Source organism: Bacteroidota bacterium, from assembly GCA_016711505.1.
Taxonomy (GTDB): domain Bacteria; phylum Bacteroidota; class Bacteroidia; order AKYH767-A; family 2013-40CM-41-45; genus JADKIH01.
Window position 1 is genome coordinate 1 of the sequence record JADJSV010000006.1, and the last position, 24,244, is coordinate 24,244.

A 24,244-nucleotide genomic window follows, 5' to 3' on the forward strand; every position below is an offset into this window, starting at 1 on the left:
GGCGATCCGCTTGGCGATACCATTTTATCCGGTACCGTAGTCAATTGATTTCGCGTCAAAATTATCATAAAATTTGAAAATTAGCCCATATAAAGCGGATGAAGTCCGAATTTTATCTATAGAAAAACAAAGATAAAGTCAATTATTCCGAATAGGGACTCTTTAAACTGACAGGTTCCTTGATTTTGGATATATTTGCGCCGACGCCGACATTTCAGAAATTAAGCATAATATCCCCTTTATAACGAGCAAGGACTTGTCACAAAGTCTTAGACAGATTACAAAGGTAAATTATCCGGCATTTCTGGAAGGTTATGAGATCATTATAGTCGACGACTGTTCGAAGGATGGTTCTTACGAAAGAGTCAATGAATATATTGAGCCTATCCGCAACCGACAATTTATAAAACTGTTTCGTCATGATGTTAATAGTGGCAAGGGGCGCGGCTGTAAGAACAAGACAAGCACGTCATCCAGGTGATGTTCTTCTGATCCAGGATTCCGATCTTGAATTATCTCCACGTGATATTCCTTCTATGTTAATCGCAAAAAGAACTTGAAGTTCCATTTTAATGGATCGGTATGCCCGGAGTCATTCGTCCCGCAATCATCATTTAAAGATATTTCTTCAACAAACTTTTACATTGATCGCTTCAATTTTATTGACGTCCATATCACTGACGTTGCATGTGGATATAAATTATTTGACAAAAGTCTTTTGAAAAATTGAATCTGCGTGAAAATCGTTTTGGATTTGAAGCTGAACTAATTTTAAAGTTGGACGATTCCAAAGAAACTGGATCGCTGAAGTACCGGTCGTTATTTTCCCCAGAAATTTAGGAGAAGGGAAAAAACTTCCCAACATCGATGGACTTAAGGATTTTTAAGACGTTGATGAAGTATGGGTTGTTTAAGATGGAAGTAAAGTGAAAAGTGAAAAGTGAAAAGTGAAAGAGTGAGTGAAAGTGAAAATTGAAAGTGAAAGTGAAAAGTGAAAAGTGAAAAGTGAAAAGTGAAAAGTGAAAAGTGAAATTTTATAAAATTAAATTATTTTTTCGTGTAAGAAATAGTGTAATCTTTTAAATAAATGTCGTGGAGGATTTCGTCGTTGGCGAAGATTCGGACTTGGTTTGCTACGTTAAAAGAGTATCGACATATTTTATTCCAACACTGGATATCTGTCCAACTTTTGTCTTTCAGATAAACATTTTTCACTAAAGTCGTGAACCACAGTAAAAACTGAGCCTGTGTCACGTTCTGAATGCAAACACACCTCTGAATTGATTTGTATTTATAGTTTCGACACAGAATATTTTTGCAGAAATATAAATTGAGTCTATATTAAGTGTTTCGAGATAGTCGTATGGAAGATCAGCGCATGTGTGTATGGATTATCCTTGTGAAGAAAAACACTTTTATCCAAGGGAAAGTTTTGTCTTCGTATTTTTATAATCAAATTCAATTCTCCTTTTTCCGGATTTACCATATGAGGATAAACCAAGTTTCGCTGCTTCATAATCCGGTGGCTGTAGCGATTCAACCCAGTCTGGTCAGAAGTTACTGAAAATTTTTCATGTATGATTCTTTAGTATTTGAATCATAGTGTATCAATCAATCATATATTGAATATTTTGTACTGCTCCGACATAAAAAGAAATCCGGTTACAGCAACAGCAACTTTAAGTTTAGAAAAATTCGGCCTGTCATTTGTATGGTAGACGCAAATGGCAAAGCGGAGCGGATAAAATCATCAACGGACGTTGCCGATATGACCCCCGTACCACCATGACCACCATGACCAGATAACATAAATAGTGATGAGAAAAGTAATTATTGTTGCATGCTTAAATACTTTTTCCTTTCCTTTCATAACAAATAACCCAATGATCGTTAAGATCATAATTGGTGAATAGATCAACCAACCTTTCCTGAAACCTATTAAGCCTTCTAAGATATGCGGATTGTCCCAGAAAAACGTTCGCCATTATATGAAAAATACAACCAATGCCCGGTGATCTTATGCCAATAAAGTAGTTGCGGTAATCCGATAATGAAAAGCAATCAGGATCATAAGAGAAAATGAAACTTTCGTTCTAAAAATAATTTAAATCTTGTTCTAAGAAAATTCCCGGAGTGAAATTCATACAATACGAAAAATTAAAAAATATTATCATAGTTGGCCGGATAAGAATGATCAAGCCGTATAAAGTCCGATTACAAATGAACGCAGATAGGTAGCTTCTTTGTACCATTTTACAATTACATACAAGAGTATTGCAGTAGAAAATAAATATCCATGCGACATGGTGGTTGTCCGGTTGTATACCACATCAGTTAGTGCTGAAATAAAGGCAAAGCAAGTGATACCGGTAGTCAGGTCATCAAAATATAACAATAAAAATTTCCTCAGATAGATCATTCCAAGATAGAAACACCAACACTGAACATTAAAGCTGTTTGATATGGTTGGGTGAACCCAGGGGGGGGTCTGCTACATAACCCAGCGATGGTGCAATTGCATTTGCTACAAAAGAGAATAGTGCATAGAGATAACACAATCCCATTGTAGTCTTGATAACAAAGTTTTCCCGACTCAGTATGCTCAGGCCAGAATTTCGAACCATATGTATTGGGATCCTCTCAGGTAAATTCCAGTATATCGTGATGAATAAAATAAGCAGGTAAATAGGCGTAGTAAGAAACAACATCATTTTAATATATTGTTCTTGATATGACCGGTAGTGAATAAAAATCCCCCCAGAAAATAATAGCCAATAGTATTGCAAGCCACTATAAGAAAATGGTTTTTTCTTAATAAAAAGAAGTTTCGCTCATTGACGCTTGAAAAAATGGTGCTGTTAGTTTCTCTTTCTTACTGTAAGCTGTTCAATTCGCTTTTCGTAATTTTCGCCCTTGAAGATTCGATGCACATAAATACCGGAGTATGAATCATATTAGGATCAAGTTCACCTGCCGGAACAAGTTCTTCAACTTCCGCAACTGTGATCTTGCCTGCCATAACCATAAGGGGATTAAAATTTCTGGCTGTCTCGTGAAAAATTAAATTACCATGAGCATCACCTTTCCATGCTTTCACGATTGCAAAGTCGGCATCGAATGCCATTTCCATCAGATAATCTTTGCCATTAAAATTGCGGACTTCTTTACCGATTGCAACTTCAGTTCCTACTCCGGCAGCGGTAAAAATCGCCGGCATACCATATCCTGAAGCAAGACAACGTGTAGCCAATGTTCCTTGCGGAATAAGATCAACTTCAGTTCACCGGAAAGCATTTGTCTTTCGAACTCAGCATTCTCTCCTACAAGAAGAGATCATTTTTTTATCTGCTTTGATTGTAACAATAGTCCCAATCCAAAATCATCAACACCTGCATTGTTACTGATACAAGTCAATCCGCGAATTCCTTTTTTCACCATTGCGGCAATTGTTTTTTCAGGAATCCCGCACAGACCAAAACCACCAACCATGATTGTCATATTATCACGCATGTCGCGGATAGCTTCTTCAGCACTTGCTACTACTTTGTTCATTGTACTACTTAATTAGAAATTATCTTTATCAAATGCATCTCCTCCGCTTGATCCCGGCTGAACATACTTATCACAATTTAGTTCAACGTTCAATTTTTCTGAAGGTGGGGTAAATTCACGTTTAGATAAATTGAGTTCTTTATCTGCATACACTTTTGCATATATAATGCCCATATAGGCATTGCAGTCCGTGCTCCTTGTCCTAGTTCTGTTGTCCTGAAATGAACGATCCTATCTTCTGCTCCAACCCAGCAACCGGATACAAGATCCGGAGTAATACCCATGAACCATCCGTCACTTTGATTTTGAGTTGTTCCGGTTTTCCAGCAATTGCATTTGAAAATTTATATTGACCACGTAAACGTGCGCCAGTACCGAACTGAACAACACCTTGCATCAGGTTCAACATTAAGTATGCAGTTTCTTCATTGATCGCTTCAACTTTCCTTGGAACAAAATCCTGAAGCACGTTTCCGTTCTTATCTTCAATCCGCATCAGATAAGCAGGTTGTGTACATACACCTTTATTGGCAAAAGTAGAATATGCTCCTACCATTTCATAAACAGAAACGTCGGGTGTACCAAGACAAATTGCAGGAACGGGATCGATCGGTGATGTAATTCCCATTCGACGTGCAATATCGATCATAGGTTGCGGACCGAATTGTTTCATGAGATAAGCAGAGATCGTATTCACCGAATTGGCTAATCCTTCTTTCAGCGTAAGCATTCCGCCGTATTCTGCATTCGAATTAACAGGTGACCATTGCTCTCCGGTAGGCAGATCGAAAGTTACTCTTACGTTTGGAATTTTATAGCAAGGAGAATATCCTTCCTGCATTGCAAGGGTGTATAGGAATGGTTTGAATGTTGAACCTACCTGACGTTTTCCTTCTTTAACGTGATCGTATTTGAAATAGCGGTAATCATTCCCTCCTACCCAGGCACGTACTGCGCCACTGATAGGATCCATTGACATAAAACCACATTGCAAAAATTTCTTGTAATATATCAGGCTGTCAAGTGGAGAAAGCGTTGTATCAACTTCACCATTCCAGGTGAAGATCGTCATCTTTACTTTTTTCTTAAATGCCTTATCGATTTCTTTATCGCTTGCCTTTGCTGTTTTCATAGCAATATAGCGATCTGTTTTTTTCATTCCATCAGTAATAATTTCCGGATGCTCATCCCATGGTTGTGCTTTTCCTTTCCAGTGTTCATTGAATTTTTTCTGGATCTCTTTCATGTGCTCACGCATAGCTTCTTCGGCATAGCGTTGCATTTTTGAATTGATGGTAGTATAAATTTTCAATCCATCAGTATAGAGATTGTAAGGTTTCCCTGTAGCGTTATTAATATGTTCTTTACACCATGCCAATAATTCTGTTCGCAGTACTTCACGGAAATAAGTTGCCAGTCCGAAGTTATGATCTTCCATCTGATACTTAAGTTTCGTAGGAAGCGCTTTGATTGAATCGTATTGATGATCGTTGATGAAATTGTATTTATTCATCTGTGAGAGAACGATGTTTCTTCTTGCAAGTGAATTTTTCGGATTACGGGCAGGATTAAATTTTGTTGGAGCCTGTAACATACCGACTAGCACAGCAGATTCCTGTATGTTCAGTTGATCCGGTGATTTTCCAAAATAAGTTTGTGTTGCAGATTTAATTCCAAAAGCATTACTGCTAAACTCAACAGTGTTAAGATACATTGCAAGAATTTCATCCTTCGTATAACGGCGTTCCAGTTGAATTGAAATTATCCATTCCTGAATTTTCTGGATAACACGATCCATTTTACTTTTTGGTTTTTCGTGAAAAAGATTTTTCGCAAGCTGTTGCGTTAACGTACTTCCTCCGCCGGCGCTACCTGCTTTGAATACGACCCGGATCAAACCACGCAGATCTATTCCGCTGTGATTTTCGAAACGGATATCTTCTGTTGCTTTCAATGCATTGACAAGATTCGGTGAAAGATCATAGTAATGTACGTTCGTCCGGTTTTGGATGTAGTACTTACCGATAACATTCATGTCGTTTGACAAAACTTCAGACGCCAGATTACTTTTCGGGTTTTCCAGATCTTCGAATGTTGGAAGTTCTTCGCCGATATAACCTTTTGAAGCCAGAAAAAGTACGAAGATGACAAAGATGAAAGGCAAAGAAACCAATATCCAAAACAAGCGGATATATTTACTAAAGGAGGGCTTTGATTTAGGCATATTTAAACCGGGGTGGTTGTGATTCCATGAACGCTGGTCAGCGAAGTTAATTGAATTCTACTTTGAAAAATCGCAAATACATCTAATTGATATTTAACGACTTACAATGCCCTTCTGACTCCTAAACGTAATAGAAGGTCCGAAGATACCAAAAATAAAGGCAGAGCTTAGTGGGAGAAAGGCAATTTATAACAGTAGATAGTTAATAGCGTCTGGAATGCTAAGCGGAAATTGTTTTAGAATTCGAAGATCTGACCACTTCGAATTTGTGCTTCAGATTCAGGAAGTATTTCTCAAAGTAATTGTATGAAACGTAAGAGAGCGTGATCGTTGATGCAACGATTATTAAGTAGACAGTTAAATAGTTTATGACTTCAAACTTTGAAAATTTAACTATGATTTTTCTGCAAAAAAATCATCAATGGATGAATCACATAAATTCCGTAAGAGATCTTACCTAAGAAATCAAAGGTTCTGTTTTCAAGTGGGATCAATCTGTTTTTAACGTTAGCCTGACCGACAATAATAAACAGAGCAAATACAGATATAACTTCATTGTTAATTACAACAGGTAAATTGATAAAACTTCACACGACAGGAATATTACAAGCCAGGAAATAAGCTCCATTATTTTATTCTCAACCAAGCTTAAAAAAACACTGTTTTCTTCTCTGTATAAAATTGCTCCAATAGCTCCGAACATCATACAATGAAAACGTGTTATTGTGAACGACATATCATGAATAGATCCCGGATGAAAAATGTGAAAATAAAATTTCCCTGCCAGCATAAATACTACCAATGCTATCAACACAGTTTTAAGTGATTTCGCTTTTGCGACGATCCATGGCCAGAATAAGTAGAATTGTTCTTCGACTCCGAGTGACCAGTAATGTTCAAGCAACGGTAGCGGACGAGCATAAATAAATGGAATATTAGAAGCAAAGAAAATATATTCTAAAAGCGAAGTTCCATTGATTGGAATTCCAATTACTATTAAGGTGACCAAAGCGACAATGAGATAAGTATAATACAGAGGCCAGATCCGTAAGATCCTTCTCATATAAAATTTTCTGATCTGAATCTTAGCTTTACTTTTTTCTTCGAGCAATAGGTAAGTGATCAAAAACCCGCTCAATACAAAGAACATTGTAACGCCGAATTCGGACATCAATGTGACTTTTAATTTTCCGTTTGCAAGTGTTCCAAATATAAAAGGATCCAGATCAAACTTTTCAAGGGCTATGGTTATATGAGAAAAGACAACAACCAATGCAGCAATTGCTCTTACTCCATTAAGGCCCGGAAAATAAATTGTTCTCGTTTCAGACAATTGATTGAAGCAATGTAGCTTTTTCAAATATAGAAATTCCTGATGAACTATTTTACAAATATAAATTGCTTTCCGGCGATTTTTTCAGAACCGGAAAATATTGAAACCAGATAAGTTCCGGATAGATTTATATTTTTCCCTAGTTCAATTTCAATTACTTTTTTTTCGCTTTGAATTGCCTTAATACTTCCATTTAATATTCTCAATCCATTTGAATCTGAAATTTCATAAGAAAGATCTCCCGTTAATAAACCTACATTCAAACTAATTGCATTATTTGTCGGATTCGGGAATACAATTATTTCAGGATGATTTTCTTTTTCAACTCCAGCATCGGTTAAAGAACACAAGTCGATGATCTGAGCAGTTCCTATAGAAGAATTTGCACTTAAGCTATCAATAAAAATTCCGCCATTTACACCGATAACAGAATCAATTCTTATCTGGAATGGATTGTTTGTTATCTCAAAATTAGTTGCTAAATTATTGCAGCCTCCTTCGCCAAGAGAATCAATACTCAATAAATAGGCATTGTATCCGGGTTGACCAAAACTATTGTCCCTTGCCTGACCGCCAATAATAAAACCATGATTAATTAATTGGATAAAATGAAACGCTTTTTCATTCCCTGAACTTCCATAAACTCTTGACCACAAAGTATCACCATTGGCGTCAAATTTCATTAAGAAAATATCATAATCGCTTCCTGAATTTGAAAGGTTGCGGATACCTCCTAAAAAATAATTCCCGTCAAACATTTGTCCAACACCTCGTCCGGAAAAATATGTATTGCCAAATGATGAAATAGATTTCGACCATTGAATGCCGCCAAGGCTATCAATTTTAAAAAGAATTGCCGACTTTGGAGAAGGAACTCCAACATCATTTCCTCCACAAATAATAAATCCGCCATCGGAAGTTATTGATATTGCCTGAGCATTATCTCCACAGTTCCCATATACTTTTGACCATAAAATATTGCCTGCAGAATCAGTCCTGGTCAAAGGAATTCCGCAGAGTGAAGTTTGATCTCCATTAATACCGGAAAAAATAAAACCTCCATCCGGGGTAACTTCAATACATGAAAGATTTTCATACCTGGTCGAATTATAAGTTTTAGACCATTCAACTCTTCCTGTTTTATCAGTTTTAAATAACAATTTATCGCTAATTGAATCAATAACATATCCACAAATAATATAACCTGAATCGGGTAATTGCTTAATTGCACCACCTGCAACAGTCCTTGTATACTGGATGTAAAGTTTCATCCACTCTATATTAAAGGTCCGATCAATTTTTATCATGCATGAATAATTATGACATAGTATAATTAATCCGCCATCCAGAGTCTTCTCCATCTCTATTGATTCGTGAGAATAACCTGCAACATTTAATGACCTTTGCAAAACTACATTTCCGGAACTATCAATAATTGATAACATTAGTGAGTCCCAATTGACAGGGTCATTTGTAATAATAGCGATTCTATTACTGTCTAATTGCTGAAGACCTCTTACACTAATTGTATTTGGAATTGATTTCTGGAAAATACTTTGCGAAAAAATTAATGATGTATTAAATACGAGTAAAACAAAAAGGATATAGGAAATTTTCGCCGTCATTTTCATTAGTAAATATTTTAATTATAACAATTAAACACATTCAAAAGTAGTTAAATAATCAAAGAAAATCAATTTGTACAAGTAAAGAAAAAGGTCAAAGGTCAAACGTAAACCCGTTTGACCTTTGACCCTTACCTCTGGCCTCTTTAAAAAATTACTTCAAAAACGTATCTTCAATCTTCACCACCTTCACTTCACGAACTTCCAGCGGATATTTTGCTACTACATCATCTTCTTCAAGAATCGTTTTAGGAAGTGTCGCTTTCAGGTTGTCTGAATATGACATCGGAGAAACTGTTCCGGCACGCAGACTTTCTGCAAGATCATTAACTTCTGATTCATCAGTAACAATAACTATATCCATATTCTGAACCTGCCAGTATTTTTTGATTGCATTATTTACATCAGCAAGTGTAAGTTTAGCAAGCAGAGCATCGAGTTCATTGATCCAGTCTTTTCTTCCGTAAAATTTAGAATCCATCATATATCCTAATTTTCTTGAAGGCGTTTCAATGTAAAGTTTGCTGTAGCTTTTCAGAAAGTCGCGTGTTGCTTCGAAATCTTCTGCTGTCAAACCATTCTTGATCAGATTATCCATTTCACGGATAGCCATTCTGATTGCATAATGTGCGTGACCGATCTTAATACTATCGAGTTCTTTATATTGTCCTTTCAAACCTTTCGCAGTTTGCACCGGACGCAGCCAGATACTGAAATAATTTAAAGAACGTGGAGTTCCTGATGGCGGCAACATATTACCTCCACCATTCTCATACCATTCAATGTAAGTGTAATCGCCATAGTTCATTGAACGTTCTTCACGGATTTTTTTATACAATCTTGAATACGACTTTCTGTGTTCACCCAACCAGCTGTTTGCAACCATAAGTGCTGCGAACTCATCATTAGAACGAGTAATGTTCATTGGGAAACCCGCAGAAACAGCAGAACCTAATGCTCCTTTTTTAGAAACAATTTCAACCGTTAAACCTTTTGGCTGTGCCGGCATACTGATCTGTGGCAAATTTGGTTTTGATACTGATAAAAGTCCGGCGTCTGCTTTTACTTTCGTAACAAACGACACAGGATAATCGCCGGCAATTCCAATGAGCACATTACTGTTTGTAAAGTAAGCCTGATATTGCTTTTTTGCATCTTCAACTGTAAGTGTTTTTACACTTGCAACATTACCTTCATTCAACTGAGCATAAGGAGTACCGCGGAAGATGAATGACTCCAGATATTTTTTTCCTAATTCTTCATCCGAAGATTGACGGATTACCTGCTCTACATAATTCTGCTGATTAGAAAGTAAACGATCAAAATCACTTTTTGTGAATGAAGGATGTAATAATAATTCACGTACTACTTTTGTATAAAATTCGTCAAGATACTGTGATGGTACCTGAAACGAAATGATTGCAACCTCTTTATCAGTTGAACTGCTCATACTTGCAGACCAAGGGTAGATCATTTTGCGAATGTCTGTAGAAGACATTTTTGAAGTGCCGCTTTCAACGATCATATCTGTTGTAATACTTGTAAGACCTTCTTTACCGGCAGGATCACATATTGATCCGTTCCGGAACATATAACGAAGGGTAACTTTTCCCGATTTGGGAATTGGAAGTTGTACGATCTCCTGTGCTCTTGCAGCAACGAAGCAGATCAGAAACATTCCTGCTATAATTATTTTTTTCATGATGATTCGTGTGTAAGATTAGAATGTTACTTTCTCTGTTGGTGCGATTGTACCTATCGTTAATCGCTGCGGTAAAAAATATTTCTGCGCAACACGCATGATATCCTGCGGAGTAACTCTATCGTACATACCGAAATATGAATTAAGTTGTTCCGGATCACCGCTCACCCATGTGAAGTGACTTAAGTTCTGAGCGATTGCTGTTGGATTATCAATTGACATGATCGCTGAATTTCTGAAATTCATTTTTGTCTCCTGAAGAATCTTACCATCAATCGGTTTATTTTTTGCTTCTTCCAACACTCTTTCCATTTCTTTACGGATATAACCGAAGTCAGTAGCATCAACTAATGAGGCTTCAACAGAGATCAGATAAGGATCACGAGTCGTATAAGAATCAGCACCGATTGATCTTACTTTTTGTTCCTGGATTACAAGTTTGTTATACAAATCAGAATTTTCGCCGAAGTATGCAGCACAAAGAAGATCCAATGCAGGAAAATCAATTGATTTCGGATCGTAACCCGGGCCTTTAAAATTCAGACTTAAGTAAGGAGGGAAACCTTCTTTTTGAAGGTTAGTATATTTTGTTTCTTTCTGTGCTGGTTCTGCAGGAACAGTTGACACATATGTTCCCGTTTTCCATGCTCCGAAATATTTTTTTGCAAGGTCGTTTACTTTTTTGTGCAGTAACATCACCTACAACTATGATCGTACAATATTCCGGACGGTAATAACGGTTGAAGAATTCGATTGAGTAATCATATTGATTCGGCATATCAACGATGTCTTCGAAGAAGCCCATTGTTGTATGCTTATATGTATGGCTTTCGAAAGCAGTATTCTGAATCATTTCATTCAGCTTGGTATAAGGGTTCGCTGAATTTTTTGTGTATTCACCTTTCACTGCTCCGGCTTCTGTTTTAAAATCCTGAATAGAATATTTCAGATTTTGAAAACGATCAGCTTCAAGCATGAACATTGTTTCAAGTTTGTTAGCATCGCCGGTCATATGATAAAGTGTTCTGTCAAGACTGGTATTTGCATTTGCTGAAGCACCTGTTGATTTTAGTACGGCGCCATATTTATCTTTTGGATAAAGATCAGTTCCTCTGAACATCATGTGTTCAAAGAAGTGAGCGAAACCTGTGTGTCCCGGTTCAACTTCATTTCGTGAACCTGTGCGAACAACAATATAAAAAGCAGCAATTCCGGGACTCTGATATGGAACTGTAACGACATTTAAACCATTGTCCAGTTTTGTCTGAAGAATTGGATACGGAAAAATCTTTCTTTCCGGTGGTGTCATCGTCTTACCTTCATCTTGAGCATAAGGCGGGGCTAACTTTACCAGTTTTTGCTGAGTTGGTGTTGCTTTGGGTTCACTTTTCGGTCTTGGTTTGGCTTTGTCTTGAGAGAAAGCATTTGACCCGGTGAAAAGCATCAGGAAGGCAAGGCTTCCGGTAACTATTCGATTTGTTTTCATGTGCTATTAATTGGTATGCGAAAGTATCCTTTTCATTGAAATAAATAAAGGATTTAACATGATGTTAAGAGTTTCTTTGACTGTATACATAGGTAAAAGTGACCTCTCCTCTTAAATAGCTGCGGGAACTGCGGGAAATGAACAACGCTTAATTATTTCCCGCAGAGTGGCGCAGATTGCCGCAGATGACGGCGCAGAAATTGTCTATAGTTTTTTCGCCGACTTGTGCAGAAAAAGTACACGGTACTAAAGCAAAGTGTTCAGAAATGAAAAATTTGCAATTTAAATGCAAGTATTCCCACTCACTTGAATTAGATTTGCATTAGGAAAAATATCATGAAACTCAAAACCATCGTCATCACATGTTTAATGCTGCTTAGCATTTTCCCTGACACTTCTTATGCAGACGAACGTACCGCAGCGCGTAAAGAACTTTTTGGACTTTTGCAGGAGAGACAAAAGTTGTTTGATAGTTATAGTCAGACAACAAAAAAGAAAAGCGGTTTTTTTGGAAACCGAACAAAGAACGATATGCGCGAAAGTCATGCGACGCTTCAGGAAATTGTTTCGATTGACAATAAGATCATGAATTCACTGGAAAGAGTGATCGATACAAAGAATTTTGAAAAGACAACTATGTCATTTGATGTAAGTGGATATCAGGAAAGAATAGATAATTTATCGAAAGTAAATGATGTAACGCTTGCACAGAATGACAATCTTGAGAAAGAAAAAAAATATCTGGGAAGACTTGTATTGAGAATGAAATTTTATTTTGTTTTTTTGCTTTTGATAATAATTGGATTGCTTTTTTGGATTTATCGAAAGAATTAAAATATAAAAATAAATTAAAAACAAGAAAATATTTAACAATTTTTTTTGTGAACGTCCCGAGCCCGCAGCATATTAGCAGTCCGATGGATTTCAAATCAATAGGAGTCCTACTCCATTTAAGTACATATGCTTATTCTTCCATTCTTGGAATAATTTAAGTACTTTTTCATCAAGAATGTAGGAAAACTATATTTTCATTATTGATTTTTATTTACTAATCTTGGTATTTAAGTCTAAAAAATGAGATCCGGAATACTATTTCTTGCAGCTTTAATTGTAATACAAAGTGGCGGAATTCTATTGATTTGCCATATTGAACAGGCTTATATGAAATGGACTATGGATTTCAATGAAAGCGAAATAGAACAGATCCGGATTACCAAAATTAAATTTGAAGTTCACAAACTGGACGATAATGAAATCGTGATTGGAAATCAATTGTATGATATCATTAATAAAACAGAAGTAAATACCATCTTAATCCTTAGTGTTATAAATGATAAAAAAGAATCAAATATTATCCGGGTTATAAAAGAAATATGTTCAAGCCCGTTTGAATCCCACAAAAACTACACGAATTTACTTCTTAAATTGATAAAACTAATTTATAGTTATCAATCTGTCATAGTAACAAAAGTAAAATTATCCTATATCACTAATCTGGCATATTACAAAGGTCAGTTGTACACTACCTCTTACTCAAATATTTTAACTCCTCCTCCACAATTCTGATATATTTTCCTGTTTTATAAATTAATTTTTTAACCCTTAACTATTCTATTATGAAAATGATAAAATCGACAATTATATTGTTGCTGTTTTCCTATACCATTACTTATTCACAAAACAATCTGAAGGGAATAATCACCAATGCGGAAAATACCCCGCTATCAAAAACCACTGTATTTATACCCGAACTGCAAAAAGTAATTATAACAGATTCACTTGGAAATTATGAATTAACAGATTTACCAACAAGTAGTGTTATTGTGCAATACTCCTGTATCGGGTATAAAACGATTGCAGAAAAAGTTGAGATCACAGGAGTAACGACGAAAAACATTTCACTGGAATCAGGTTATACTCTTTTGAACGAAGTTCTCATAACCTCCAACAATACTTATCAAACTGAAAAATTTCCTATTTCAATTGCATCTGTAAGATACACTCATGCAAATCACGCAATATCGTTAACGAATGATCTATCATATTTACCCGGCATTGACAAGATCTCATTAGGTAATGGGATTTCTAAACCTGTTATCCGCGGATTGTCATTTAATCAAATTGCACTTTATACTCAGGGTACACGAATCGAAAATCAACAATGGGACGATCATCATGATCTGGGCATATCAGAGCTTGGTATTGAAAATGTCGAAATCGTGAAAGGACCTGCGGCTTTAATTTACGGAGCTGATGCAATTGGCGGAGCGTTGGTTTTTATTGATGAAAAACCGGCAGCAAATGGTACCAGTTCAGGTAGTGCTAACCTCGGATTTCATTCCAACACTTTAGGACTGACTGCTGATGCCGGAATAAAATCAGCGAATTCAAAAGGAATGTTCTATGGTTTAAGAATCGGTGGTACATCTCATACAAGTTATGTTCAGGGCGAATCTGAAGAAGAGATAAAACCAAACGGTGAAGAAGAAGAGTTTGCTGCCAATAGTAAGTTTATGAATTATGCCGGTAAATTTAATATCGGTGTTTCTAAGAAATGGGGAATCAGTAAGCTTTCATATAGTTTCCTTGATCAGGAAATCGGGATTGTAGAAGATGAAGGTGAAGCAACTGGTGGTATATTAGTAGACGAAGAAGAGGAACAAAGAGAACGCGAACTGGAAGCACCATATCAAAGTGTCGTTTCGCAAATTATCTCCAGTGAGAACACGGTCTTTCTTAAAAATTCAAAACTGAATCTGAATTTAGCTTATCAGTTAAACAACAGGAAAGAGTTTGAGCCATTGCCAAACAAACAGAAAGAACTTGCAATTGGGCTAGATCTGAATGTAATTACCTATGACGTAAAATGGACCAGTAATTCTGCAAAAGCATTTTGGTGTTACGATCGGTTCTCAGGGAACATTTCTGGAAAACAAAAACAACGGCCGGGAATCAATAGTTCCCGATGCCGATGGTTCAGATGTGGCAGCTTATGGAATTGTCCGGTATGACTCTAAAAGGTTTAATCTGATCGGTGGTTTCCGTTTTGATGCCAAAAGTCTTGAAGCCGAAAGTTTCGAAGAAGGAAATGAAATGGAAGAAGATACGTTCATAATGTTCCAAGAGAATGATACAATAACAAAACCTGAAGTTGAAATTGAACGTGACTACTCTCCGACATCTTTCTCCCTCGGCGGAACCTTTCTTCTAAACAACAATCTTAGTTTAAAAGGAAATATTGCAACCGGATTCACTGCACCAAATTACGCGCAACTCGGCACCTTCGGAAAGCACGAAGGTACTTTTCGTTTTGAACGTGGAAATGTTGACCTGAAAGTCGAACAAAATCTGGAAGGTGATCTTGGTTTGGTATGGAAAGGAAAGAGCTTCAGTGTTGATCTTAGCGCTTACACTAACATGATCAGTGACTATATTTATATAGCTAACACCGGAGATTCAGTTGTGAGAATAACTCCTGATGCAAGAGATACTTTCGCATTATATGAATACCGACAAAACGGCGCAACCTTTACAGGAGGTGAAATTCAGATCAGGTATTTTCCTCAGAGTGCTTCGTGGCTGAATATAAATCTGGGATATTCAAAACTTGAAGCGTCCTTGAAAATTGGTGGCAATGTTCCCTATATTCCATCTGACAAATTGGTGGGTGAAATCAAATTATTGAAAAAGCAATTATGGAAATTTAAGGACACATACTTTTCAATGAAGATAAGTAATTACGAAAAGAGAGTGGACGTTGCAGAATATGAACTATCAAGCGATAGCTATAGTTTACTGGATATTTCTGTTGGAGGTTCATTCCGATTATTTAAACAACAGGCAGGCATTAGCATCTTCTGCACCAATCTGAAGAATGAAGCTTACTTCAATCAATTGTCACTGGTAAAATACATTGGCGTAAGAGACATGGGAAGGAATATCGGATTCAATTTGCATGTGCCTTTTGGGTTATAATTATTATTATAGCAGCAGGGGCAAAAATGATCTTATTCTTTTTGCCCCTGCTGCTAATTTCAAATTAAATCTCCTATCTAATTTCCAAAGTGATTTATAAAAAAATCTAAACTATTTAGTTACTACGAATTTCTGGACTTTACTAAAATTATTATTTAGAATCATTCTGCAAAAATAGATTCCGGATGATAAATTGTTAATTTGTTCTTTAACATGATAATCACCATGCTGCATTAAATTATTTGCAATCGTTTCGATTTCCCTTCCAAACATATCAAAAATAGAAATTTTAACATTACTTAATTCGGGAACAAAATAGTCAAAAGTAATTGTTTCTTCCTGCAGATTATAAAAAGGAATTGACAAGTTCATAATTTGATAAGAATTGGATTGTATTCCAGTTATATCATCACCTGAAATTTCTCTTTGCCAAATTCCTCTTCCAAATGTTGAACATCTTACATAATATTTACCATTTGTTGCCACACTATCTATGCCTTTCATTTCAGTCATAAAAACACTTTCTGGTAGTCCATTATTCCATCGAACCCAATTCACACCTCCATCGATTGTTTTAAACCCGCCTTCTTCAGTAGCTGCATAAATTAAACTTGAGTTATATGGATAAATAACTAGATCAGCAATAGGCACGTCTGGCATATTCCCTGATATATTTATCCAAGTTATCCCCCGATCAGTTGTTTTAAAAATTTATTTCCTGCATTATATCCACCAACAATAGCATAAGCAACATAAGGTTGTGTTTTATCAGGAATGACTTTTTCTATAGGACTGTTGGTTGGTAAACCCGCGTCACGCTGCACCCAAGTGTTTGTTATTGCATCACGCACCCATAAGTGTGATAAGAAACCTGAATACAGGGGTGCATAGATGCTTGGAGAAGTACCTGTGCTAAAAGCAATATCATAAACATTACCGGGTAGGCCACCGATTGGTGTTATAGTATTCCAAGTACCTCCTTGGTTTGTACTTTCATAAATCAAATTAAAGGTGGTGGTATATAATTTGGTTGGATTACTATGATCAGTTCTGATAATTAATCCGTCACCAACTGACCCATTGATACCATTCCATGTTATGCCATTATCAAATGATGCATGTCTTGTTTGATTCATAATTGCATATTGATTAGCCTCGTTATTGGGATCTATGGCTACTCCAAATCCATCACCGCCTATTTTACATGACCAATATGCCTGTCCTGAATTGATTATATCTACCATATTATCTTGTGAGCCTGCTATTATGCTTCGTGGGTCAGTTTCTCCACTATCAAAATTATAGAACTGTGTAATGGGTAATAAATTATAAGCATTGTATTTCCATGAACTCCCCAAGTCATCCGTGTAATAAATTCCTCCATCTGATCCATTGTATAGTATGTTTCCTGTAGCATCCCATAAAAATGTATGTTGATCAACATGTTGGTTTTGCTGCAGGCTCCTCGAAATTATAACCATTAGTTGTTCTCCAAATTGACCCTCCTCCTGCAAACGCTAGATTGCAGTCTGTAGGGCTAACTGTCATTGTATTTCCGTACCAACCTTGACCCCAATGAAAATCTGTTGTTTGCTGTCCATAAATATTTAATCCAATATGGCAAGTGTCCCAAGTTACACCTGCATTGATTGTTTTATAAATATGTTTTGTAAAATTACCTGTATCAGATGTGACACATGCATAAATAATATTAGGATCAGCAGCACACAAGGCTAATGCTGTTCTTCCAACATCTGTCGTTGGTGCTCCTCCAGCCAGTGGAGTCCAGTTAATTCCCCCATTAGTTGATTTATAAATCTGGTCACCCCAAATAACTGTATATAAGTTTTGTGGATTTAATGGGTCAATTACCAAATCTGTCGTTCGACCAGTTAAATATCTTGTCCAAGAATTTCCACCATTAACTGATTTAAAATAGCCATCATCGGTTGCAGTATGCATAATTGAAGAATTCAATGGATCATAAAATATTTTATAAAGCAGAGGGAGTTGGGCTCATAGGTATATTCGTCCAACTATCACCTAAGTCCGTCGTTTTCCATAATCCTGTTCCTGCATGAATTCTAGGTTCTCCTGTTCCTATAAATATAGTTGCAGGATCTGTTGGAGAAGTTACGAAGGTGTTAGCCCAAGGTGTGTTTAAATGATCACTTATTGACACTGGGATTAAAAACAAACCTAAATTAAGGTAGTGCCATAAATTTCCACTTGCGGACAAAACTCTCATTTCGCCCGATGATGTTTCAATTGCAAGCACTCTTCCTGAATAAATAGTATAAGGTGAACCGGGTGATCTCATACCATAAGGTCCAACAAATTGCCAATCACTGGTTGCTGATAAAAAGTCGTTTCCGTCTATTCTTCTAAAAATACTTTCGTTTGCAATTCGGTTAACTTCTTCTTTAACGGATTGCACCTGATCTGCCGTCATATTTTCATAGGGATAATGAAGTCTTCGAAAATATTCAACCATTTTTTTAGCATCATTTTCAATTTTCAATTCATCATTTGAATCTAAAATTTTTTTATTTTCAAAGCTATTTTGAGCATAAGAGCTTTGAAAAAAGATTGTAAGTATTAAATAGATGATTAAATTTTTCATGGTTTTAATTGGTTTTAATTATTTAATTTTGATAAATATTTAATTCAATGCAAAGCTAAATATACAAATATTTTGATTTAGCAAATCATTTTATTTAGCACAAATAATTAAATTTTTGCATATTTGCCTTTAATCGAATGTGGAAATCGGTCAGTATTATTAGTAAATAAAAAAATTAAACATTTAAATTAAATCTAATTCGCTTTCTCAATCCGAATCCCTGCATCCATAATCTGTGGCAGCGGATCAATTCGCATTGCTTGTTCTAGCTGAAAAATATATTTTCCGGATTCAGGAAAACGAAAACCTCTTTTAAAAAGCTGACGATTGTCCCAGATATCACCCATACCATCGCCCAGCCATTTACCACTTGCATCAGCAAGAGTAAGTTCTAAAGTATCGCGTTCCATTTTTCCTGATGGCGATGTGGTGGTGAAAAATAAAAATATATTACTGAATTGATATCCGCCGGCATTTCTCAGATTGATGTAAAGATTATGCGATGAAATTGTATCCTGAATGTCTACAGTAAATTGAACAGCATTATTTTGTTCCCAACGATTTTCGGGAAGTTTAACATTGTCTTCAAAAACAACATTGCGGTCGCACGATGAAAGCGAAAGCAATGCAACGAGCATGAATAAATTTGAAAAATACTTTTTGAATGGAAGTTTGAGATTCATCCCTTATTGATCTGCCGGTTTATCCGGTCGTGGTTGACGAGGAACTCTATTTGCTCTGTTCGGTTGCGGATCAGCAGATGGTTGAGAAGTTGGAGCAGCATTTTGTTGCGGACTCTGTGGCTTAGGTTGATTCTGCTGTGGATTATTTGGCCGCTGTGCCTGATTAGGATTCGGATTATTCTGCTGAGGCTTATTCTGGTTTGGATTATTCGGACGCTGACCTTGATTTTGCGGACGCGGCTGATTCTGTTGCGGAGCATTCGGCTTCGGCTGATTTTGCTGCGGAGCGTTAGGCTTTGCTGATTCTGCTGAGGACGAGGTTGATTCTGCGGCCGGTTTTGATTTGGATTTTGCTTCTGATTCGGATTGCCTTGATTTGGCTGTCCTCCCTGGGGCTTACCCGGTGCACTACCTTGCGGACGTTGTGCATTTGGTTGACCTCCTGCTTGTCCGGCATTCATTTCACCACCAACTTTTTTCTTCTTCTTCTTTTTCTTCTTCAGTTTATCCATCCGGTCAATACGATCTTGTCCAACAACATTTTCGTAATCAGGAGCGATATCAATTTCTACTTCAACCGGAAGAGCCAGATCAGTAGGTTTAATTTTTTCTTTATTCAGATTGATAACTTCATTAACTCTATCGACAGAAAGCATGACCCAGTTTCCACCAACTCCACCTTCACTTAATTCGCGTTGTTCTTTTTTCTCATCGATTGTATATGCATACCACATCAATCGTTTGAAAATATCTGTCTTGCGATGGAAAGCTCTTCCATTTTCTGTTTCCAGAATTATATTGGTCGATGGAAAATCTTTTAGAGCATCAACGTAAGAATCCAATTCATAGTTAAGGCAACATTTAAGTTTGGTACACTGCCCTGCAAGTTTCGCAGGATTAAGTGCCAGATTCTGATAGCGTGCAGTACTTGTTGAAACAGTTTTGAAATCTGTCAGCCATGTAGAACAACAGAGTTCTCTTCCACAAACACCAATACCACCTAAACGACCTGCTTCCTGACGCATTCCGATCTGACGCATTTCAACACGAATCCGGAATTCTTCAGCAAGTTTTTTTATCAGCTCACGAAAATCTACGCGGTCATCAGCAGTATAAAAGAAAGTTGCTGTTTTTCCATCACCTTGAAATTCTATATCACTTAACTTCATTGAAAGTTTCAGTGACTGGATGATCTCACGTGAACGGGAAAGCGTAGCAGTTTCTTTATCTTTAACTTCGTTATACTTTTCTAATTCTGATTGTTTGACTTTTCGATAAAGAGCTTTGATAGTATCTGAATCTTCTGTCACACCTTTTTTGCGCAATTGAAAACGTACTAATTCGCCTGTCATCGAAACAACACCAACGTCGTGACCGGGAGTTGCTTCAACAGCAACAAGATCACCTACTCTTAATTCAACGTTATCTTTATTTGTAAAAAATTCTTTGCGACTACCTTTAAAACGAACTTCAACAATTGGAAATGGCGACTGTCCCGAAGGCAGAACCATATCTGAAAGCCAATTGTAAACGTTTAGCTTGTTGCAGCCGCCGGTTCCACAAGTGCCATTACTCCGACACCCGCTTGGAGCCCCATCTTTTCCCGTACTACACGATTTACAAGCCATATGATTTTTGTCAATAACATGCAAAATTAGCAATTTTGGGGAATTAGGGAAGTAATATAAGTAATGGTGGTATTTAGTTGAAAGTCAGCGGTTAATAAGAGCCAATATGTGTAAATTAGTATAAGAGTAGTATAAGAGACAATTGCTTCCACACACTCCGCACTTCAAACTCAAACTGACTTTACTAAATGTGGAATTGAGATTGAGGTGTGGAAATGACAGAACCTTGCCATCTTTAATTCAACGCTCTACTCTAATCAACCTATGCACTATAAACGACAGATCAGAAAATAAAATCTTAAAATTTGCATTGCGATCAATATGAAAAATGGCTTTGTTGAATTCTTCGATCAACTCTTCTGCATTATTGATATGAATAAAAGGAGCAAGTCGGGCAATTGCAGTTAACTCTTCTCCATCAAGACGAAGTAATGAACGGTTACCATAATTAATGAGCAGGCACTCACGGATATTATCAAGACTGTCAGTTAAAAATTCCTTTTGTTCATCCCGGGAAAGATCGTTTAATTTTAATGTAAGTTCATTGATGACTTTGAGATTTAACTGATAGCATCCACGCATCCAGCTTATAAAATCTTTCTCAAAATTTGCACGTTCTTCAGCACGATCAATCAATTGCAGCGCTTCAGAAAAACTTCCATTTGATTTATGATGCAAATGCCGGGCAGTAGCTTTGTCGATGCCGTGCTTGTTGATCAATTCAGCAAGCATATCTTCTTCACTGATGCGATTAATTTTGACAAGCTGAGTCCGGGAAATAATAGTTGTTAGCAGACCTTCATAATTTTCTGAAACCAAAAAGAAAAGTGTACGCTCAGGTGGTTCTTCCAGGATCTTCAATAATTTATTTCCTGCAGGATCATTCATTTTCTCAGGTAACCAGATGATAACAATTTTGTAAGGAGCTTCGACTGCTTTGAGATTTAGTCGGCGCATGATATCTGCACTTTCATGAACAGAAATAATTCCTTGCTTGTTATCCAGATCTGCATTCTCCATCCAGTTCATGTAACTGAGATAAGGCTGGTCGATTATTGCTTTGCGAAATTGTTCAATGAAGTCAACACTTTTCGGTTCTTTAATTTTTTCTTTCGAAGCAACAGGAAAAGTATATGAAACATCCGGATGAACATACTTCTCCATTTTCTTACAAGCCGAACAACTTCCGCATGAATCATCAAGGCCCGGATTTTCACACACCAGATACTGCGCAAACGCATTGGCAAGGGGAAGACCACCGGCACCTTCAGGTCCCAGAAACAGCAAAGCATGACTCACTCTATTCTCCTGAGCAGAGTGAATAAGCCTTTTTTCACATCAGTATGTCCGATTACTTCCTCAAATTTCACTGTGTAAAAATAGTTTTTGTTTTAACCGTTATAGTATTTGTAGGAATATTTATTGACTTAAATGGCAGGTAGTAGCAGGTAATTCAAGAAGTTTGATAGTCTCTTGGATCCTCAGAGTTAATAATATTGAAAAAAGAAAAATTGAAAATGATGCTTCAATGTTGTAGGGGAGATGAATTTATCTTTATTGTGCAAGTGAACGAATTTTGAATTCATTAAAAACTGAGTAGCAGAAGCTGACAGGTATACATATTTAACCCCGGGGGCGCGCGATCAAAGCGGCCCTTCATGAATGAATGTAAGTAAGTATTGTATGATGATTATATTAAAAATTGCTTACGCCTGGCAAGGGTTTCCCCCAATTTTCCCCGCTTGCCAGACTATCCACCTGCGGCGGACAGCACTAATAAATAAACAAATGACAAAATAATAATTGAGAAATATAACCGCGTAAATGCAGGTTCTTTTTTGAAACAAAACATCAACTATTCAGAGTTAACTAATAGTCTGAACAACTCACAACTCACTAAAAAAAACAGGTATCTTTACCACAATGAAAAAAATAATTCTTTCGCTCTTAATTTTTATCTCGCAATTCAGTTATGGACAGGAGATGTGGGGAATCAGTAATAGCAACTATAGTGGTAATATGGGAATCTTTCTCAATCCTTCTGAAATTGTCGGGGCGCCATATAAATATGAGATCAATTTAATTGCCGGAGATTTTTTGCTGAGAATAGTTACATCTATTTTCCAAAAGACAAAAATATCGTTCTGAATACAATTTTCGGAAATAACGAGCCGGGGAAAATTATTTATTCAGAAATTCAACCGCTTTGCAAAAAGGGTTTGGTCATACTCTTATTATTGGACCAAGTTACATCAAGAATAATGGTGACTGGGCGTGGGGATTACATTCTGCATTCAGAAGTGAATTGAGTGTGCTGGATGTTCCTGCACATTTAGCATATACATTTTATTCAGGATTTCATGCGCCGGAAATTTTCGGTGTCAGATTTAATTCTACACCAATGAGTTTTGCAAGTGCGAGCTGGCTTGAACTTGGTGGAACTTATGGGCGAGTGTATAGTGAAACTGAAAAGCACTATATAAAGTGGGCTGCAACAGGAAATTTACTGATAGGATTCAATGGTTTGTATGGCGACATTCAGAATTTAGATTATACTGTTCTGGATTCCAGCAATGTTGTCTTTCACAATGTAAATGCAAAGATCGGAAAGGCTATCGATGATTCATTTATCGCACTTCGAGGCGCCGGACTGAGCACAACACTTGGAGCAACTTATATGCATAAAAGAAAGCAAGGTGGATTTGAATGTAACCGCAGCAATGATAACATCAAAAAATATGATTACAGAGTCGGTGTTTCTCTTATTGATCTGGGAACGATTCGCTATTTCCGTAAATCAGAAATTATAGAAATTGCAACAGGTGCAAATCAAGTGTGGACAGGCATAGATTCAGCAAGTATTGGTCTGGAAAATGTCGGGACAACGGTAGTGTCAAATATCGGTGGTTCAATTCGCGAAGAAGGGTTTTACATGTGGATGCCACTTGCTGTGAGTACACAATTCGATTATTCTTTCACTCCGAAAATTTATGGAAATCTTTCACTGGTAAAACGAATTCACTTTACGGAAAACCAGATTGCAAGAGGCGATCAAATGAATCTTGCCGTTCGTTATGAAAAAGAAAATTCGAAGCGAATCTTAATTACACTTTATTTGAATGGGATCAACCGTCGCTTGGATTAGGAATCAGATACAAATGGTTTGTGATCGGAAGTGACCGGTTACTTCAGTTCATCGGACTTTCTGATACTCAGGCATTCGATTTCTTCTTTGGTTTCAAATTTCAGTTTTGCAAGAGACCGTTTAGTCCGTGACCGGATTGTGCGGCATTCAATAACATCTGGATTTTTGACCAGGATTTATCTGATTATTGGATTTTCAGGAATTAACTGATTTAGGGATTTCTTGGTTGATAGCTGAAAAGTCATCAGACTGATTATTCAATTCATAA

Annotated in this window: 21 protein-coding genes and 2 pseudogenes; 7 read left to right on the plus strand and 16 right to left on the minus strand. The window is 36.8% G+C overall.

The window, feature by feature from the left end; all coding sequences use genetic code 11:
* Positions 1–256 precede the first annotated feature (256 nt).
* Positions 257–481 (plus strand): glycosyltransferase, encoded by a 225-nt coding sequence (locus IPL24_09270; GenBank protein MBK8363857.1) that lies wholly within the window; start codon positions 257–259, stop codon positions 479–481.
* A 1,269-nt stretch (positions 482–1,750) separates the two neighbouring features.
* On the opposite strand, the gene IPL24_09275 is transcribed toward IPL24_09270, so the two are convergent.
* From IPL24_09275 to IPL24_09315, 9 genes and pseudogenes are all read right to left on the minus strand, one after another.
* Positions 1,751–1,900 carry a hypothetical protein gene (locus IPL24_09275; protein ID MBK8363858.1) on the minus strand — a complete coding sequence of 50 codons (150 nt, stop codon included), beginning with the start codon at positions 1,898–1,900 and terminating at the stop codon, positions 1,751–1,753.
* A 294-nt stretch (positions 1,901–2,194) separates the two neighbouring features.
* Complete coding sequence (locus tag IPL24_09280; GenBank protein ID MBK8363859.1) at positions 2,195–2,419, minus strand: hypothetical protein; 225 nt, start codon at positions 2,417–2,419, stop codon at positions 2,195–2,197.
* Positions 2,420–2,858: 439 nt separating this feature from the next.
* Positions 2,859–3,552: pseudogene (locus IPL24_09285) on the minus strand (CoA transferase subunit A).
* 12 nt (positions 3,553–3,564) lie between these two features.
* Positions 3,565–5,776, minus strand: a pseudogene (locus IPL24_09290) (transglycosylase domain-containing protein).
* Between the two features lie 562 nt (positions 5,777–6,338).
* Positions 6,339–7,136: an acyltransferase gene (locus IPL24_09295; GenBank protein MBK8363860.1), complete on the minus strand. Its 798-nt coding sequence runs from the start codon at positions 7,134–7,136 to the stop codon at positions 6,339–6,341.
* 20 nt (positions 7,137–7,156) lie between these two features.
* Positions 7,157–8,734, minus strand: a complete 1,578-nt coding sequence (locus IPL24_09300; GenBank protein MBK8363861.1) for a T9SS type A sorting domain-containing protein — start codon at positions 8,732–8,734, stop codon at positions 7,157–7,159.
* 154 nt (positions 8,735–8,888) lie between these two features.
* Positions 8,889–10,436, minus strand: a complete 1,548-nt coding sequence (locus tag IPL24_09305; GenBank protein MBK8363862.1) for an insulinase family protein — start codon at positions 10,434–10,436, stop codon at positions 8,889–8,891.
* A gap of 18 nt (positions 10,437–10,454) precedes the next feature.
* On the minus strand, positions 10,455–11,132 hold the full coding sequence (locus IPL24_09310) for an insulinase family protein (GenBank protein MBK8363863.1): 678 nt from the start codon (positions 11,130–11,132) through the stop codon (positions 10,455–10,457).
* Entirely contained in the window at positions 11,014–11,922 is a 909-nt protein-coding gene (locus tag IPL24_09315) for an insulinase family protein (GenBank protein MBK8363864.1), read from the minus strand. The genes IPL24_09310 and IPL24_09315 overlap by 119 nt, the downstream gene beginning before the upstream one ends.
* Positions 11,923–12,258: 336 nt before the next feature.
* On the opposite strand from IPL24_09315, the gene IPL24_09320 reads away from it, so the two are divergent.
* From IPL24_09320 to IPL24_09335, 4 genes are all read left to right on the plus strand, one after another.
* Entirely contained in the window at positions 12,259–12,756 is a 498-nt protein-coding gene (locus IPL24_09320) for a hypothetical protein (protein ID MBK8363865.1), read from the plus strand.
* A 240-nt stretch (positions 12,757–12,996) separates the two neighbouring features.
* A complete protein-coding gene (locus tag IPL24_09325; protein MBK8363866.1) occupies positions 12,997–13,488 on the plus strand; it encodes a hypothetical protein in 492 nt (163 codons plus the stop codon).
* Between the two features lie 56 nt (positions 13,489–13,544).
* On the plus strand, positions 13,545–14,933 hold the full coding sequence (locus tag IPL24_09330) for a carboxypeptidase-like regulatory domain-containing protein (GenBank protein MBK8363867.1): 1,389 nt from the start codon (positions 13,545–13,547) through the stop codon (positions 14,931–14,933).
* The gene (locus tag IPL24_09335) at positions 14,905–15,897 is read left to right on the plus strand and encodes a TonB-dependent receptor (protein ID MBK8363868.1); all 993 of its coding nucleotides are present in this window, start codon (positions 14,905–14,907) and stop codon (positions 15,895–15,897) included. The genes IPL24_09330 and IPL24_09335 overlap by 29 nt, the downstream gene beginning before the upstream one ends.
* A gap of 111 nt (positions 15,898–16,008) precedes the next feature.
* Here the strand turns inward: IPL24_09335 and IPL24_09340 are convergent, their stop codons facing one another.
* From IPL24_09340 to IPL24_09370, 7 genes are all read right to left on the minus strand, one after another.
* Positions 16,009–16,548: a T9SS type A sorting domain-containing protein gene (locus IPL24_09340; GenBank protein ID MBK8363869.1), complete on the minus strand. Its 540-nt coding sequence runs from the start codon at positions 16,546–16,548 to the stop codon at positions 16,009–16,011.
* A gap of 32 nt (positions 16,549–16,580) precedes the next feature.
* The gene (locus tag IPL24_09345) at positions 16,581–17,378 is read right to left on the minus strand and encodes a hypothetical protein (GenBank protein ID MBK8363870.1); all 798 of its coding nucleotides are present in this window, start codon (positions 17,376–17,378) and stop codon (positions 16,581–16,583) included.
* The gene (locus tag IPL24_09350; protein ID MBK8363871.1) at positions 17,335–17,859 is read right to left on the minus strand and encodes a hypothetical protein; all 525 of its coding nucleotides are present in this window, start codon (positions 17,857–17,859) and stop codon (positions 17,335–17,337) included. Before IPL24_09350 ends, IPL24_09345 begins: the two co-directional genes overlap by 44 nt.
* 31 nt (positions 17,860–17,890) lie before the next feature.
* Complete coding sequence (locus tag IPL24_09355; GenBank protein MBK8363872.1) at positions 17,891–18,520, minus strand: hypothetical protein; 630 nt, start codon at positions 18,518–18,520, stop codon at positions 17,891–17,893.
* A 194-nt stretch (positions 18,521–18,714) separates the two neighbouring features.
* Entirely contained in the window at positions 18,715–19,203 is a 489-nt protein-coding gene (locus IPL24_09360) for a gliding motility lipoprotein GldH (protein ID MBK8363873.1), read from the minus strand.
* On the minus strand, positions 19,200–20,831 hold the full coding sequence (locus IPL24_09365; GenBank protein ID MBK8363874.1) for a hypothetical protein: 1,632 nt from the start codon (positions 20,829–20,831) through the stop codon (positions 19,200–19,202). The genes IPL24_09360 and IPL24_09365 overlap by 4 nt, the downstream gene beginning before the upstream one ends.
* Positions 20,832–21,071: 240 nt before the next feature.
* The gene (locus IPL24_09370; protein ID MBK8363875.1) at positions 21,072–22,130 is read right to left on the minus strand and encodes a hypothetical protein; all 1,059 of its coding nucleotides are present in this window, start codon (positions 22,128–22,130) and stop codon (positions 21,072–21,074) included.
* A gap of 624 nt (positions 22,131–22,754) precedes the next feature.
* On the opposite strand from IPL24_09370, the gene IPL24_09375 reads away from it, so the two are divergent.
* Together IPL24_09375 and IPL24_09380 are read left to right on the plus strand one after the other, a co-directional pair.
* On the plus strand, positions 22,755–22,979 hold the full coding sequence (locus tag IPL24_09375) for a hypothetical protein (protein MBK8363876.1): 225 nt from the start codon (positions 22,755–22,757) through the stop codon (positions 22,977–22,979).
* Between the two features lie 58 nt (positions 22,980–23,037).
* Complete coding sequence (locus IPL24_09380; GenBank protein ID MBK8363877.1) at positions 23,038–23,976, plus strand: hypothetical protein; 939 nt, start codon at positions 23,038–23,040, stop codon at positions 23,974–23,976.
* The last annotated feature ends 268 nt before the right edge of the window (positions 23,977–24,244 follow it).

Excerpts from the sequence above, each read along its gene's own strand:
- IPL24_09275 (MBK8363858.1), bottom strand. The coding sequence starts at position 1,900 with ATGATCTTAACGATCATTGGGTTATTTGTTATGAAAGGAAAGGAAAAA.
- IPL24_09280 (MBK8363859.1), bottom strand. The coding sequence starts at position 2,419 with ATGATCTATCTGAGGAAATTTTTATTGTTATATTTTGATGACCTGACT.
- IPL24_09300 (MBK8363861.1), bottom strand. The coding sequence starts at position 8,734 with ATGACGGCGAAAATTTCCTATATCCTTTTTGTTTTACTCGTATTTAAT.
- IPL24_09305 (MBK8363862.1), bottom strand. The coding sequence starts at position 10,436 with ATGAAAAAAATAATTATAGCAGGAATGTTTCTGATCTGCTTCGTTGCT.
- IPL24_09310 (MBK8363863.1), bottom strand. The coding sequence starts at position 11,132 with ATGTTACTGCACAAAAAAGTAAACGACCTTGCAAAAAAATATTTCGGA.
- IPL24_09315 (MBK8363864.1), bottom strand. The coding sequence starts at position 11,922 with ATGAAAACAAATCGAATAGTTACCGGAAGCCTTGCCTTCCTGATGCTT.
- IPL24_09320 (MBK8363865.1), top strand. The coding sequence starts at position 12,259 with ATGAAACTCAAAACCATCGTCATCACATGTTTAATGCTGCTTAGCATT.
- IPL24_09325 (MBK8363866.1), top strand. The coding sequence starts at position 12,997 with ATGAGATCCGGAATACTATTTCTTGCAGCTTTAATTGTAATACAAAGT.
- IPL24_09330 (MBK8363867.1), top strand. The coding sequence starts at position 13,545 with ATGATAAAATCGACAATTATATTGTTGCTGTTTTCCTATACCATTACT.
- IPL24_09345 (MBK8363870.1), bottom strand. The coding sequence starts at position 17,378 with ATGGTTATAATTTCGAGGAGCCTGCAGCAAAACCAACATGTTGATCAA.
- IPL24_09350 (MBK8363871.1), bottom strand. The coding sequence starts at position 17,859 with ATGCATACTGCAACCGATGATGGCTATTTTAAATCAGTTAATGGTGGA.
- IPL24_09355 (MBK8363872.1), bottom strand. The coding sequence starts at position 18,520 with ATGAAAAATTTAATCATCTATTTAATACTTACAATCTTTTTTCAAAGC.
- IPL24_09360 (MBK8363873.1), bottom strand. The coding sequence starts at position 19,203 with ATGAATCTCAAACTTCCATTCAAAAAGTATTTTTCAAATTTATTCATG.
- IPL24_09365 (MBK8363874.1), bottom strand. The coding sequence starts at position 20,831 with ATGGCTTGTAAATCGTGTAGTACGGGAAAAGATGGGGCTCCAAGCGGG.
- IPL24_09375 (MBK8363876.1), top strand. The coding sequence starts at position 22,755 with ATGAAAAAAATAATTCTTTCGCTCTTAATTTTTATCTCGCAATTCAGT.